Consider the following 15,116-nt stretch of genomic DNA (forward strand, 5'->3'; position numbering starts at 1 on the left):
TACTCCTATCGGTTGTTCTGTGGAAGAGTGATGGAACGGAACAAAGACCAACGGTCTCGCCGGTCCAGTGGAATCAGTACAGCGGCTGCGAGACGACGGGCTAAATCGACGTCGATGCCCAGAGATCCGTCGACCAGCACGACATCGCGTCCGGACAATTTTGGCTTCTCACGCCGACTCTCTTCGCCGTAGGGATTCGGCACTCCGACGATTGCCAATCGACGCAGTGCATCGGTTGTAGCCAACGCAGCCAGCCGGGGTTCCTGACGAGAAAGCAATGCGACTGTTCGTTGCACTTTGGTACGTGGACCGGATCGATCTTCTATTTCTGCAGCCTCGGTGCGACGTTTCTCACAGGCGACCTCTATGAGGGAGCGTGCTGCCGCATAGGCAATTGGCACTGAATCCCAATCAACCTCTTCATCGGAAAAGGATTTGTTCACCACGGTGTGGGCTGCCGAATACCGCCAGTCGATCAAGCTCAGCGCCTCGACGAGTCTGGCGATCCGTCGATCGTCTAACTCGCCTTGCAGGAATCTGAGAATGCTCGTCAATTGAGCGGTGCAGGTGCCGACGATAGCAGGCCGGAAATCTTTAGCTGAGTCAAGGACGCGGCGAGCAAGCACCGACGAGAGATCACGAGCAAGGTCGATGCCCGTCCAGACGGCTTGTGGCGATGGCGGATCGGGCATCTCCGGAAGAACCCATTTCTCTCCCAGTCGACGCAGCGGAATCAGGGAACCAAGGAATGGCTCGACCTGAGAGGAGGTTCCGTCGGGCTGCTTTTCGTGTCCGCAGATTGAGGCCAGCGCCCATGCAATCTCAAACTCAGGATCGACTTGCAGATCTTGTAAGGCCGACGACCAGTCGTCGCAACGGAGCGGCGGAACGAACGTGACCCGCCCACCGCTGACCTTCTCACGGAGAGCCTTTGACTGGGCGAGCTGCGTATTGAGCGTCGCCAATTTGCTCAAGACATCAATGATCTTGGTAGAACTCGGTTCAACAGCCGCCGTTTCGATTGCCTCCAATATAGGAGCGCGGTACGGATGCAGATCCGGCTTTCGATCTCGCTTCACCTCGCGTGGTGTTCTGAAACGGAACTGATTCAGAAAACCGGACGCGTCAACGGGTGCGAGAAATTCGTTCAGCAGACTGGCAGATGTTGTTGTCGAGCAGGTCACGAATTGACCGGTTACAGCCCAAGGAATTCTGGCCCCCTTCATCTTGAATCGGAATTCCTGAAACGCGGTAAACCCGGCATCGACGCCCTGCGAACGGATAGCCCGAATGAAATCGCTGGAGAAGCGACAGTCTTTTTTTGGTAGTCGGGCTTGCGAATCGAGTATGAATGAATGCAGTTCGCCAAACGTGGCGGGGCGGGTCCAGATCGGGAACCAAAGGGACGCTCCAAGTCCAGTCACATCGCCCTGATCGTCTGTCATCGATTCAGGGCCTTCGAAAACGAACGGAAACGCCGCGTACGCCTGCGACCGTGCACCAAGCGACTTTGAGACCGACCCTCGCATAGCGAATGCACCTTCGACGGCGAGCAAATAGTCCAAAGGGCAAAACGGCAGGTCTTCCGTCACCCAGTCGAGCCCTTGGTTGTAGCTCTTGATAACGTCGGGAAAGAACGGAGTCCCCTTTCCCTTAACACTTCCGGTATGGCCAGTGGTGATTCTTTCACCAAAAAGGCTTGATTGCGTGAATACGTCTGGAGCATTTCGAAACTCGATGAAGTGCTCCCAATTCATTCGGAACACATCGGTCCGCCCTTGCTGCCCTCGGTTGACAAAAAGGGGATTGTCATTTCGTCGGATTAGGTGGCAAATCGAAATCGCGTCGAATGCCTCGGTAACTTGCGTGGGCAGATTATCACGGTATTGTGCAAGGATGTTGATCGAGTCATTTCGTAACGCTCCTTGCGTTTGCAGCTCGTTCACCCACTCCCGAGCCAATGCAAGGCACCTGAGCAGTACGGGATCCATGCTCATTCGCTCGATCTTCGGCAGTGTTCCATCAGTGCCGCTCTCCTTAGCACTGATTTCTGCATAGAGCGGCCCGTTTGAGGTCTGAGATTTGGTGTTGCCATCTGAGCCAGCATCACGAGATCCATCGGAGAGTGAAGCATTGAAGTCGGCGATCAGTCTCTCGACGTTAGATCGATTGGACGAGTTTGTTGAAAACTTCAGCTGCCCGTCGTTCGACAGATTCTTTGTGACGCTGAATCCCAATTCAGCCAACGGCACCGACTGTTCCCTACGGAATCTCTCCAACGGTTCGACCGTAGAGGCGATGGTGACTTCTGTTGTAACCTTGCCGCGTGTCCGCTTTTCTTTGTAAGAACAGACAAGGCCAGCGACAGTGGCCTGTTTTTTTAGATCATCCAGGTGCGCTGCATCGGAAAGCGCAAACTTAAGTGCGCCGACCTTGGAGAGCTTCTTCGTTTTTTTCAAGCCGCTCGCTTCGAGCATCGCTTCATGATCGGCGCGAAACTGACTGACATCGCCAGACAGGCACAAAATTGCCACTTCGATCTTGTTGGTCACTCCGCCACTTTTGTTCCAGGCAGCGATGATTGGAGTCGGTTGATACTTTTCGGCAAAGAACTTCACGAGGCTCGCGGCGTCTGGATAACGAGACGAACGAATCATGAATGCTGCGTCGTCGAGACTCCACCAGCCCTCGGCGTCTGGATCGCGGTCTTCCAGTGCAGCGCAGGCCGAGATCGCCCGGAGGATACCGATAGCCTTCAGTGCATGGCCGAGCACGTCATGGCGGCAGCCGAACAGCGGAATCGGGTGAGACGCGGTCACTGTTCGAATTCCTCCAGCGTTGTACTGACAAGCGGTTCGTTAGGTTGTCGAGGCGACGCGATCAGGACGTTCGTTTTTGGCTCCGCGCTGGCACGGCAATCAGCAGCCCGTACCAGGGCTTCGTAGTAGGCCAAACGAAATGGTCCGAAATGGTCCAGCAATCGCAACACTGTTCGAGTCCAGCTTTCGGAACCGTCCGGAAGTCGCCCCATCTGACGACAGGCAATCGATAGCGATTCCGTCGCCGGCAATGGCTTCTCGTTAATAGCGACCCCAGGGATCGGTGTTTGGTCGCGAATTCCCCGTACCTCATCCGGGCCTCGCCGAATACGACGGGGATCGCGAGGCAGTTCATCGCGGAGAGCTTTTCGAACATGACCGTGGTGGGCCATCACCAGGTATTCTGCGAGAAGCTCGCAAATCTTTGGATCGCGGCGATCGCGCCGATGATGCTGTCGCAACGCCAGCGCCGAAGCGACCTCGTGCCGCAACTTCGGTGCGAAGGAACGCCGAATGTTGCGGATGGCCCAATACAATTTGGTCCCAGATAAGCCAACTAACAGAGGACTCTCAGAGATCGAAAATTTGCCGATGGGAGCGATATCGCGGGGCCACACAAGGCCGGCCTTGCACGCCAACAGTCGCGTTGCGGCCTGCCAGCGACTCACTAATTTGCCATAATCATGCCATAGAATAGCTTCGTCGATTGCGGCACGGAGTTCCACATCGTCGAGACCTAGCAGTTCCTGGATCGTGTTCCAGCAGGACTGAACATCGGTCGTATGTGATTCGATGCTTTGCCATCCTCGTTCGAGGTTAGAAAGTAGATCCTCATCAGTTGGCCGACTCGGTGGCTGGTACAAGTCGGAAACCTGCGAATTCTGGTCCCCCGTCCAGCCCAAGATATCGGCGTAGCCACCAGCGCTGGTTGGAAGGAGCAGAGTCGCCCCTGGAAGTAGGTTGTCGCGTGTCGCCGGCTGCCAGCCTCTCTCGCGCCCTTGCCAAACGAATCCCTGCCGCCTGTCCTTGCCGATCACCTTCCAAATGGGAACCTGACAAATCTCCTGACGACCAATATCGAAGTCGAACGGCGGGGCAGCGCCCTCCCATTCGCGCCAGACAACATAGATATCCGTTTCCGGATCAATGCCACGCACGAAGGGGGAGACGTCCGTGTAGCCAAGTGACAGATTGGAATCGGTGTCGAAGAAATCAAGCAATTCGTGACGTTGCAGCGAGTAAGCCGGTGGCTGTAATGTGCTGTCTAGAGCGGATCGAAGCTGTGTATCGAGGTTGGCGGGGCTGGCGTCACGGACATCCTTGAGAGATTCCTGCGCCGCCTCGCACTCATTCCGATCATACGGAAGATATGCGCCCGTGACGGCCTTTTCATGTTGCTCCATCTCTTTATTTGTTTGCTTGGGCGGCGGAGAAGGAAGCGGCACGCCCAGGAGCACGGCAACCGGTGTCCAACCGCATTTGGTTTGTCCGTCGTGTCCAAACTCACCTGCACGGTTCAGTCGCCCGAGCCTTTGAACAATGCTGGGAAGTGGTGCGACTTCAGTCCACTGAATGGCGGAAGAAAGGTCGACACCAGCCTCGACGACCTGGGTGGCGACAATGATCTGGCCAATGTTCGGATCAAGTTTGTCTTTGAGTCGATCTTGCTGCCGGGCGCGATCTGGTGGACGGAAACGTGAATGGAGAAGCACCAGCGTCTCTTCGGCGTTGTAATCGAGTTTGTCGGTCAGAGCGGCGTGGATTGCTCGGGCGCGATCAACCGTATTGCATACGATGAGCGTTCTTCGTGGAATCTCTTGTGGCGCACCGGCCAGAGCCTGCAACATTTCCCGATGTCGTGCGACAATTCGTTCGGCGGCGTCTCTCTCATCAAGTGACCACGCCGGTTGGGACTCAAGCTGTTTTGTCGCCAACCGCCGCTGGCCTAATACGCCTTCTTTGTCATCTCGTTCTGCCGGAGAGAGTTCGCGAACGAAATCGTCTGGACGTATGTCCCCTTCTCCCGAACGCCATTCACGGGAGGTGAGCAATCTGCGGCTGCCCGTTGCCGACATATACCACGACACGCAAGGGCGTTCCGTGCCAAAATAAGATGTACCATTGATCTCCTTACTGCGAAATGCCTCCAGTTGAAGTCCGGTCGCCAATCCGCTCCCCATCACCTGGACCTCGTCGAATATCCACATGCAGTCGTTGTTCAGCAACCCGAATTCAATCGGCCAACGTGTACGGCGGCCGGCGTATCCGCGATTGAGCGCCCGCGAAAGCAACATGTCCTGGGTGCCGATGAGGATGGCATCGCGTTCGGGCCAAAGTGCCCAGTCAGTGCGTTGCTCGCCTCCCATCAGCAAATGGACCGCGATGGGGTGCTGCCCCTGACCCCCATTCTGCGATGCCCAATCATCGCGACAGGCAGCGGCAGGATTGGGTTCGTATCCGCATCCCTGGCCGTTGCTGTTGCGTCTCAGTCGAGCTTCGTTTGTTGGCAAACCATCTGGACCAGTCTCCGTCCAATCTGCGATTCCGGCGAGCAGCCCCAGCCGGTCGAGCCATTTGACCGACTCGCCAAAGGTCTGCTCGACCAACACGCGCATCGGCAGGCAGTACACAAGGCGGCGCGGCGTTTGATTGCGGATATTCTCGTCAGCGAACCGTCTCCGCCAAAGCCAGGCGAGTACGGCAGCGGCAGTTTTCCCAAGACCGGTGGGCACATTCAGCAACTGCGGAGTCGTTTCCCTTTCAGTAGCGAGCCTTTCCTGATAAGGATGAGGTTTGCAACCACCAGTTGCCTGCCGAAAGAGCGCCGTGAAAACATCGCTCTGGCCCGCTGCGCTCTCCGTCATTGTTCGTGACCCACCTCTCTGTTAAAAACTGCCTGCATGTTTTTTGTATGAGTGAAGTATGAGTGAAGACAGTGTAGCGAATTGCAGCACGAATCGACAGGTTTCGTGCGGGTGCTACAGCCTCTTTGTATGAGCGTAGCGAGTAGGTAGGACAGATCATGTCCAACCTAGCGGAAGTTTTCCGGATTCCGGCGCAGGTCTTTTCATGCGATCACGCTGTACAATATGCGCGATGGCGTTTTCAACGCCCCCTGTGCCACCGTCATTCTTGACGATGGCGGATTCCCGGGAACCGTCCAGAATCGTTGAGGAACCAGTAGCCGCCGTGTGCGATGCCCATCACGGTAGTCTACTGGTGCCCCGCTAATGCCATTCACTTTCAATGTCGATGGTGTAGCAGCCAGGTTTGGTACCGCTCGAACTGGATCAGTAATCGGGTTCACAGAGGCATTCAGCCATTTGATTTCCCCGCAAATCATTACTTGATTCTGTAAGAAATATGGGCTATTATTTCTTACATGAGCGGAAGAAAAAAGTCACCACAAGCCATTGACTCCAAGATCGTTGCGGCTATTCGTAGTCGTGGACGCGGGGCTGTCTTTGTCCCGGCGGACTTTCTTGAAATCGGCAGCCGCGAGGCCGTGGATGTTGCCCTGCATCGACTGGTTCGTCAGGGAACCATACGCCGAATGGCTCGTGGAATCTACGATTTTCCCAAGGAACATCCGGTGCTCGGCCCGCTGGAACCTTCCGCCGAGGAAATTGCCCAGGCGTTGGCAGGGCGTGACCGAACCCGCCTTCAACCGGCGGGAGCGTATGCCGCGAACGCCTTGGGGCTTTCCGAGCAAGTGCCGGCCAAGGTGGTGTTTCTGACGGACGGCCCAGCCCGGACCGTCAAGATCGGCTCGACCACTATCCAGCTCCGCCGAACGACACCGAAAAACATGGAAGCAGCGGGGCGTCTCAGCGGCTTGCTGATCCAGGCCCTACGTGAGTTGGGTCAGGAGCATGTAACGCAACAACGGATCGATCACCTGAAGCGAACCATCCCGGCTGGCAAGCGGCGGCAGTTGCTGAAGGACATTCGCCTCGCCCCGGCATGGATGCATCCGATCTTTCGGGAACTTGCAGAGGAGGAAGCATGAAACTCGATTTTCTGGCATTGCCCGAAGATGAACGCCGCCTGTACATCGAACAGGCGGCGGTTCGACGCAGTCTGTCCCCCGTGATTCTGGAAAAGGACTTCTGGGTCTGCTGGCTGCTGGGCATTCTCTTCGAATCTGAGTTCGCGAGCGACCTCGTGTTCAAGGGAGGAACATCGCTATCGAAGGTCTTCGGCGTCATCGAACGATTTTCAGAAGATATTGATCTGTCGCTTTCGCCAACATTCCTGAACTTGCCGGAAGCTGGTACGAGCCGCAACCAAGCCAACAAGTGGATGGCAAAAGCCGAAGCCGCTTGCGGCGTCGCCGTCGAGGATCAAATCGCACCGGTGCTGGAGGCAGCCGTGACGAGGGTTCTTGGCGAGCGTGACCAGATATGGTTCGAATTCCTGACTGATCCCGGCACGCATTCACCGGTCCTCCTCTTCCATTACCCCTCGACCCAACCGGCTGGGTTCGAGTACCTCAAGCGTTCGGTTAAGCTGGAGTTCGGCTCGCTCACCGACCAGCAACCAACTGGCCGCCATCCGGTACGACCGTGGATTGCCGAGGTGCTGCCCGATGCCTTTTCCGACTGGAAATGCGAAGTGGTCGCACTGGAAGTGGAGCGGAGTTTCTGGGAGAAGGCGACGATCCTTCACACCGAGTACCACCGCCCGGCCGACAAACCGACGCCGGATCGGTTTTCCCGGCACTATGCGGACACGGCGGCGCTGGCAAAGCATCCGACCGCGAGCAAAGCTGTAGACGACCACGAGCTTCGCAGCCGCGTCGTCCAATGGAAAAGCCGCTTCTTCGGCAGTTCATGGGCGAACTACGATCAGGCGAAGCCCGGCACATTCCGGCTTGTCCCTCCGTCCGAGCGGTTGTCCGCGATTCAACGTGATTATCAGGCGATGCTGGATATGTATCTCTCCGATCCAATGACCTTCGACGAAATTCTTACTGTACTGGCCGAGTTGGAACGCCGCATTAACCAACTTGGTGGCGGATAGCAAAGGAGACTCGCCTCAATGAGTAACATTATCCAATTAAGCAATCGAGATCAGGGGTACGCCCGACTCGGCCCCAATAGCGACGCCTACATCCGCGGAATAGCTGACGCATTGGAACAGGTTGGATACGAGCGGCAGCTTCAAGGTGGTGACATCTGGTTGCGTTACCAACCACGCCGGACAGGCGGCTTTCCCCTTCCCTGCGCCAAGATTTTGGCGACGCTTCCCGCTTCTGCCGCCGGCGGCTGGGATACCACATGGACCGCGAACATCGACTCGCGATATGACCAAGTGGGACAGGTCGCCGAACTTCAGCAGTGCCGGGATATGCTGGCTGAAGCCGCAACAGACGCTGACTTCCGATTCCTGTACTGGCTGGATTCGGCCCTTTGCTTGTGTCAGCGGTCCGACCGCGCAGCGTTCATTCAACAAGACGTCATGCCTGCTTTCAGTAGCCGCTTTCCGGCGGGCCGGGTAATTTTCATCGCCACCGATTCCAGGTTCGAATCGCGCCTGCCACCGCTTCGCCTGGGAAACTACTTTTAGATAAACGGCGGCCAAGGCTACGACGACATGCGACAAAACGGCGTGTCTTCCCCCGAGACTGCGTCAGCGCTTCACTCCTCCGGCGTCGTAGCGATTGAAAATGCTCTCACAGTCCTGGTCGGCAATTTCCTCCCACTCCGGGCATGCATGGTCGGGCGGCGGTTTGGATGGCGAGCGGTATATCTGTTCGGGAATCCCACCCCACCGGTAATGGACCGTGGACCGTTCCCGAGGGAAGAAATCGAGTTACAAGTTCCACAGTTCTTTCTTCGCGGCGACGACCCAGCCACGTTCACCAGCAGTCCCTCGGACCCGGTCGGCGCATGGGCGGGTAGGTATCGAAACACTCAATATCCAGGAGACGATGCGCTCGCTGACCTAATCGCCTTCTTCATCGACCGTTTCAATGAACATACAGAAAATCGGATCGAAATCTGTAATCACGTTGATGGCGATGACATCGACTTCATCTCCTGCTTTGAGAAATACCTGACGCTCGATCGAATCTTATTGGAATGCATCATGGTGGCAACGGCCACCAACTCTGCTACTGCCCGTCTCATGACGTTCGCCGTTCTGGACAAATTCCAAGAGTTGTGCTCTTTCCCCGGCATCCAACAGACCCGCAACTTTCATTACTTCTGCACGCGACCGTTCCTGAACAACGTGCTGCTGCCGAGTTTCGCAATGATACCTGCTCCCTGGGATGCGTTTTTCACCAACGTCGCAACCCAACTCTACGATGACCTGTACTCCAACATCAGATCGGCGCGGGGCGTGTGGCCAGCTTACCTAGTGCAGCCTGGTGGAGGAGTCCGTGTCTATCGCGACTGGAACCCTCCATCACACCAGTTCGTGGACCGCCAGGCACCGCTTACCGACGACGACTTCGTTGTCGAGTATGTCCGGTCAGCCCGGAATACGCACCACGGCTATATCTCGGACGGCGACCGTCGACGTCGCTTTGCCTGTTACGGCTCCATCTCAACTGCGTTTCTGCCGGATTCATTCACCCAGCTTCCACTTCTGATTACCCTGGCAGAGTTCATCAACCCGCAGTCACTGTCCGGGCATCGCTGGCTCGACCAGTCGGCATTAACCTTCATCTGAGGCCAATGTAGCTGGCCGTGAGGCGATACCGGAATGACCTGTGTCTTCATTATCCAGAAAAGTTCATTCTTGCTTTGATTTCCCCGGGAAATGCTGCTGAGTCTCAGCTTCCCATTCCCGCACTCCGGCGATGAAAAGTTCAATGACCGTCTTGTCGCGCCGATTCCGTTGCAATGGCGCAGCAGTCGTGTTGTGGTGGCATTGAGTTTTTGTTTGGGATCAGGATGCTTGGCTTCCTCGCCATTTCAATGAGGTGCCTGCAATGCACAAAGACGTTACATCTCCAAAGTAGCAGGCGGCGATCCAGCAAGCCTCTGGGTCATGTATCGAGCCGGGGAGGCCCCGAGTGCCTTGCGGAACATGACGACAAAACTACTCGCGTTTTCATAACCCAGATCGGTCGCCACCGATTGAACGGACGCACCCTGGGAGAGCCATTGCAGGGCCAAAATAATATGCAGTTGCTGTCGCCAGCGGCCGAAGCTCATACCGGTCTCCTGCACCACGAGCCGACGGAGAGTCCGCTCGCTGGCCCCAATGCGATTCGCCCATTCTTGCACAGTCGCCCTGTCGGACGGGTCGGCTGTCATTCCGTCGGCAATCCTTCGCAAACGGCCATCCGCAGGCATCGGAAGATGCAGCTTTTCCACAGGTGCAACTGCGAGTTCATCGAGCAATGCCGCCGCGATACGTGATTCCACTCCTTTAACTGGGTACAGGGTGGGAAAACTGGCACATCGCAGGAGAAGTTCCCGTAGCAGGGGCGAAACAGAGACGGTGCAGCAGGCATCCGACAGATTCGGGGCTGAGGCCGGTTCCACAAACAGAATGTAGACATCGATGGCCCCAACACCGTTGACACTGTGTCGTGTGCCGCCGGGAATCCAGACGGCACATTGAGGCGGCACGATCCACAAACCCTGCTGCACTTCGCATTTCAAAACACCGCGTGTCATGTAGATCAGTTCTCCCTTGCGGTGGTGATGGGTCTCTAATTCCATCCCGCCAGGGTCGGTCACGATACTACCACCCACGGCCATCACCGGTCGAGGCACCAGGTCTGGATCGGTCAGATCATCATTTTCGCGGTACATCGGCATCGTCATCTTCTCCAAAAAGCGGCCGTGAGCAATTCTGGCCGGAATTCAACATAAAGTGGCAGAACATCCTAATGCGGTCAAGCAGAAACCGATGTATCCTCCGATCTACCAAAGCAGCCCCTGCATCCGCCGGTATTCAATGGAAACCCACTTTTTCAAGGAGTTCTGACCATGGATTCACTAACAACATCCCCGATCGCTGATCAGCTCACGCGACTGTTCCAGCAAGCCGAAGCGGCAGATCGACCGCTCATCCAAGCGTTAAGCGGAGACGGTCAGGAATTTTCTGATGAACAGTTTAAGAAAGTTCTCGACGACGAGGCGAAGGACTACAAAGCGGTGTACCGGGGCTACGCAGGCAACTATCTCAACGTCTCGCCCGAGTTCGGAAAATTCTTATACATGTCCGCTCGCACCTGCAACGCCCAGCGGATCGTGGAATTCGGCTCATCGTTCGGCATCTCGACCATTCATCTGGCTTGTGCGCTTCGCGATAACGGCGGCGGTCAGATAATCGGGACCGAGTTGGAAGCGACGAAGGCGGCGGCCGCAAGAGAAAACCTCAACGCTGCCGGTCTCGCTGACCTCGTGGATATCCGCATTGGCAATGCACTCGAAACGCTGAAAAGCGGCATCGACGGGGAAATCGATCTGGTCCACCTCGATGGAGCGTTCAATCTCTACCTGCCTGTCCTCAAGCTACTGGAACCTCACCTGAAGACAGGCGCCCTCGTGATCGGCGAGAACGCGGTCGAACCGGGATACCTCGACTATGTGCGCAACCCGCAGAATGGATATCTCTCGGTGACCATGCCATTCGAGGCGGGACGCGGCAACGAATTCACGGTTGTCACAAGGTAAACGTCATACAACACGCCAGCGGCTGCCGGTGGATACATTCTCGAAGGAGGAATTTATAGATGATGAAGAATGACATGAAGATACTCGTTTCCGGCGCCAGCATTGCCGGCCTCACCACCGCCTACTGGCTCGATCGCTATGGCTTCGATGTCACAGTAGTCGAACGTGCGCCGCATCTGCGTCCGGGCGGTCAGGCACTCGATGTGCGCGGTCCGGGTCTAGAGATCGCAGAGCGGATGGGCATCCTCGCCACGATTCGCGATAGAAGCACGAAACTGACAGGAATCTCGCAGGTCGATTCCACCGGTAACGAAACCTTCCGCAGCACGGAACGCACCCTGACGGGCGGGCGATTCGACAGCCCCGATGTCGAGATCATGAGAGATGACCTATGCAGGGTGCTGCACAAAGCCGTGGGCGACACAGTCGAATACCTCTTCGATGATTCTATCACGTCGCTCACCCCCGATGAGTCAGGTGTTGACGTCGCGTTTGAGACTGCCGCGTCTCGCCGCTTCGACCTTGTGATCGGCGCTGACGGATTGCATTCGCGAGTACGGAAGCTCGCATTCGGCCCCGAAGAACAGTTCTTGCTCCGTCTCGGCAACTCATACGTTGCGGTATTCGGCATGCCGAATTTCCTCGGTCTCGATCACTGGGAAGTCATGTACCAGCACGAAGATGCCTCTGTCGGCGTGGGCGCGATGGTCATGGGTTTACGAAAGGATGCTGACGCGAGGGCGTATGTCGGCTTCACGTCTACGGAACCGGTTGAATACGATCACCGCGACATCGAGGCGCAGAAGCGATTGGTGGCCGATCGCGTCACGGACGGAGGCTGGGTGCTTCCGCAGATCGTGGAACACATGCTGCGGGCACCCGACTTCCACTTTGATTCGATCAGCCAAATCCGCATGGACAGCTGGTCACGCGGACGGGTCGTGTTGGTCGGCGATGCCGGTTACAGCGTCGCGTTGGCGACGGGCCAGGGCACGACAGTCGCGATGGTCGGTTCTTACGTCCTGGCCGGGGAACTCGCCACATGTAAAGCTGATCTGGTCGCGGGCATAGCCGCGTATGAGGATGGACTGCGGGAATATGTGCTCCGCAACCAGGATGTCGCTCTGGAGCAGAATGCTCATCAGGAGATGACGAACTCTGGCGAACCGATCGAAGCGAAAGATGGCATCGTTTCGGACGACCTCCCAGACTTCGGACAGATGGTAGAGCCCATTGCACTCAAAAACTACGTTGGACTCATCAAAGAGAACCTATTAAACGCGGGACGTCTTCATGAATAATCGTCACTCGCCAGCCGTCCCAGAAAGCACACCACCCGCAGGGAATCGCCCCGGCATGGTGGAGTTCGCGATGCAAAAACTGTTCGCACGCCAGGCACTTGTGGATTCGATTGAAGAATTGAACCCGAAATTCCGGCTCATCACACTAAACGGAGATGCGCTGAAGAATGTGGTCTGGACACCGGGAGACAAGATTCAAATCCAATTGGGCGGATGGGTCCAGCGCACCTACACGCCCTTGGACTGGGAGCCCGACGAAGGACGTACCCGGATTCTGGTTTACTTGCATGCGGAAGGCCCCGGCACACGTTGGGCATGCTCTCTACGCGTCGGCGATGCGTGCCCCCTCTTTGGTCCGCGTAGGTCGATCAATCTGACACAACTCCGCCGCCCGGCCGTCTTCTTCGGAGACGAGACGACGTTCGGACTGGCACGGGCACTCCGCGCCACGACGAGCGAAACCGAGGGCGTCGAATTTCTATTTGAAGTCTCCACGCTATCCGAATCCGTTCAGACCCTGGAGCACCTGGGCATAGCGAATGCTCAGCACTGCGTTCGCGCCGATGACGATGCACACTTACCCGAACTTGAGACTCGAATGTTAGGGCTCCTGGATTCGCAACAGCCCGCGCAATTCGTGCTCGCCGGGAGATCGACCGCGATTCAAAGAATCCGCCAAGCACTCCGACAGCGAAGCTGTTCTTCCGCGCAGTTCCATACCCGAGCTTACTGGGCGCCGGGCAAGAAAGGTTTGGATTGAGACAAAGCCAAGCATCACGGCCCCCGAGGTTCGCGCCACCTAGCTCGACAAGCGGTACTGGGATGAAGAAAAGATCCATAAGAAATAACGCAACCAGCTTGCCAAGGAATGCAGTCAAAAAAACGCTCATTCGAAATGGCTCGGTGCTTTAGCGTTGAACAGAGACGCTGTCCGCTGTCGTCACGAACCCGCGATCGTTGATTTCTCCAAGAAAGAGGCTATACAATCATCAGTCCAGATTCGACTTATCGTCATTCAACCTCCACTGCGGCCCGTCTTCCCATCCCCGGATCCCTGCGATAAAAAGTTCAATTGGCGTCTACCCGACCAAGTTGCAATGGTATAGCAGTCGTGTTGCGATGGCGTTGAGCTTCGGTATCGGAGCAGGAGTCGAAAATGCTGAGGAAAACCTTCAAAGCAGACAAACCGCCCTCGGAACGCAAATGGCCATAACTAAATCTCATCCTTCAGTAGCGAGAAACTTAAGCCGCGTCGATGTGTCGGACCGACGCTAGGTTAGATGAGAATCAGACAAAATCGAGGTTTGAGGTAGGACCGGACAGTTCCCTGGCTGAGAGCCTATCCGGAAACTGCTATTTCTTGAAACCTCGGTTTTCGTAAGACTTGGCTGCTTCAAAAACTAGTGGAGCACACGATGTCCGACGAAAGCCGAAAACGATACCCGAGCGATTTAACCGACCAGCAGTGGGAGTTGATTGAAGGTTTGATCCCGCGTTCGCGACGAAGCAAAAAAGGAGGCCGCCCTCGCTCGGTCGACATGCGTGAAGTCATGAATACGATCCTCTATCAATGCCGCTCAGGCTGCCAGTGGGATATGCTGCCGCATGACCTGCTTCCGAAGAGCACGGTCTACGATTACTTCGCCGCTTGGCGAGACAACGGCACGCTGCAGCGGATCAATGAAACGCTTGTCGGCGCGATCCGTCAGTTGGAAGCACCGAGCCAAGAGATCGATCCCAGCGCCGCCAGTATTGACAGCCAAAGCGTGAAAACGAGCGAGCGTTCCGCGACACGTGGATACGATGGCAGCAAGAAAATCACCGGGCGCAAGCGAAATATCGCAGTAGATACGTTGGGGTTGCTGCTGGCCGTCGTGGTGACAATCGCGTCGATGGATGATGCGTACGCCGCGCGTCCCGTGATGAAACAGCTCTCGCAAGTGAAGCAGCCTCGATTGGAAATAGTGTGGGCCGATTCGAAGTATCATAATCATGGTCTCCGCTCTTGGCTCTCGCACCAAAAGAACATTCGCTGGGAACTGGAAATCGTTCGTCGGCCGGTAGGAGCCAAAGGCTTCGTGCTACTACCAAAACGCTGGGTCGTCGAACGCACTTTCAGTTGGTTGGGGCGATGGCGACGCTTGAGTCGCGACTACGAACATCACGCCGAATCGAGCGAAGCGATGGTCCGGGTCGCGTCGATCGGACGCATGCTACGAAGGCTCGCCCCGTCAGGCGGACAACCTCCGTTCAAATATCGACTTACCGCGTAAACGTGTTTCCGGATAGGCTCTGAGTTCACCTGCAAGTAGAGGATCAATGCTGCATGGGGCGATTCCACGGGCCAGGGCTACATA

The 15,116-nt window shown here is 56.4% G+C and carries 11 protein-coding genes; 8 read left to right on the plus strand and 3 right to left on the minus strand.

All coding sequences use genetic code 11. From position 1 onward, the window contains the following. Positions 1–5: 5 nt before the first annotated feature. Both cas8g1 and cas3g read right to left on the minus strand, forming a co-directional pair. Positions 6–2,819 carry a type I-G CRISPR-associated protein Cas8g1/Csx17 gene (gene cas8g1, locus DSM3645_RS17075; RefSeq protein WP_002653506.1) on the minus strand — a complete coding sequence of 938 codons (2,814 nt, stop codon included), beginning with the start codon at positions 2,817–2,819 and terminating at the stop codon, positions 6–8. Next, a complete protein-coding gene (cas3g, locus tag DSM3645_RS17080) occupies positions 2,816–5,683 on the minus strand; it encodes a type I-G CRISPR-associated helicase/endonuclease Cas3g (RefSeq protein ID WP_081444864.1) in 2,868 nt (955 codons plus the stop codon). The genes cas8g1 and cas3g overlap by 4 nt, the downstream gene beginning before the upstream one ends. Positions 5,684–6,201: 518 nt before the next feature. Between cas3g and DSM3645_RS17085 the strand changes: the two genes are divergently transcribed. The 4 genes from DSM3645_RS17085 (at position 6,202) to DSM3645_RS17100 (ending at position 9,497) form a co-directional block, all read left to right on the plus strand. After that, positions 6,202–6,828, plus strand: coding sequence for a DUF6088 family protein (locus tag DSM3645_RS17085; RefSeq protein WP_002653508.1), 627 nt, complete (start codon positions 6,202–6,204; stop codon positions 6,826–6,828). Continuing rightward, complete coding sequence (locus tag DSM3645_RS17090; protein ID WP_002653509.1) at positions 6,825–7,841, plus strand: nucleotidyl transferase AbiEii/AbiGii toxin family protein; 1,017 nt, start codon at positions 6,825–6,827, stop codon at positions 7,839–7,841. The genes DSM3645_RS17085 and DSM3645_RS17090 overlap by 4 nt, the downstream gene beginning before the upstream one ends. Positions 7,842–7,859: 18 nt before the next feature. Next, complete coding sequence (locus tag DSM3645_RS17095; RefSeq protein ID WP_002653510.1) at positions 7,860–8,387, plus strand: hypothetical protein; 528 nt, start codon at positions 7,860–7,862, stop codon at positions 8,385–8,387. 210 nt (positions 8,388–8,597) lie between these two features. Further along, entirely contained in the window at positions 8,598–9,497 is a 900-nt protein-coding gene (locus DSM3645_RS17100) for a hypothetical protein (protein ID WP_040351920.1), read from the plus strand. A gap of 275 nt (positions 9,498–9,772) precedes the next feature. Here the strand turns inward: DSM3645_RS17100 and DSM3645_RS17105 are convergent, their stop codons facing one another. Continuing rightward, on the minus strand, positions 9,773–10,597 hold the full coding sequence (locus DSM3645_RS17105; protein ID WP_040351921.1) for an AraC family transcriptional regulator: 825 nt from the start codon (positions 10,595–10,597) through the stop codon (positions 9,773–9,775). Positions 10,598–10,768: 171 nt separating this feature from the next. On the opposite strand from DSM3645_RS17105, the gene DSM3645_RS17110 reads away from it, so the two are divergent. From DSM3645_RS17110 to DSM3645_RS17125, 4 genes are all read left to right on the plus strand, one after another. After that, entirely contained in the window at positions 10,769–11,458 is a 690-nt protein-coding gene (locus DSM3645_RS17110) for an O-methyltransferase (RefSeq protein WP_002653513.1), read from the plus strand. Positions 11,459–11,517: 59 nt separating this feature from the next. Further along, positions 11,518–12,759: an FAD-dependent monooxygenase gene (locus DSM3645_RS17115; protein WP_002653514.1), complete on the plus strand. Its 1,242-nt coding sequence runs from the start codon at positions 11,518–11,520 to the stop codon at positions 12,757–12,759. Beyond that, positions 12,752–13,519 (plus strand): siderophore-interacting protein, encoded by a 768-nt coding sequence (locus DSM3645_RS17120; RefSeq protein ID WP_116344427.1) that lies wholly within the window; start codon positions 12,752–12,754, stop codon positions 13,517–13,519. The genes DSM3645_RS17115 and DSM3645_RS17120 overlap by 8 nt, the downstream gene beginning before the upstream one ends. A 655-nt stretch (positions 13,520–14,174) precedes the next feature. Further along, positions 14,175–15,032 carry an IS5 family transposase gene (locus tag DSM3645_RS17125; RefSeq protein ID WP_002653516.1) on the plus strand — a complete coding sequence of 286 codons (858 nt, stop codon included), beginning with the start codon at positions 14,175–14,177 and terminating at the stop codon, positions 15,030–15,032. Positions 15,033–15,116 lie beyond the last annotated feature (84 nt).

This window comes from Blastopirellula marina DSM 3645 (assembly GCF_000153105.1).
GTDB lineage: Bacteria > Planctomycetota > Planctomycetia > Pirellulales > Pirellulaceae > Blastopirellula > Blastopirellula marina.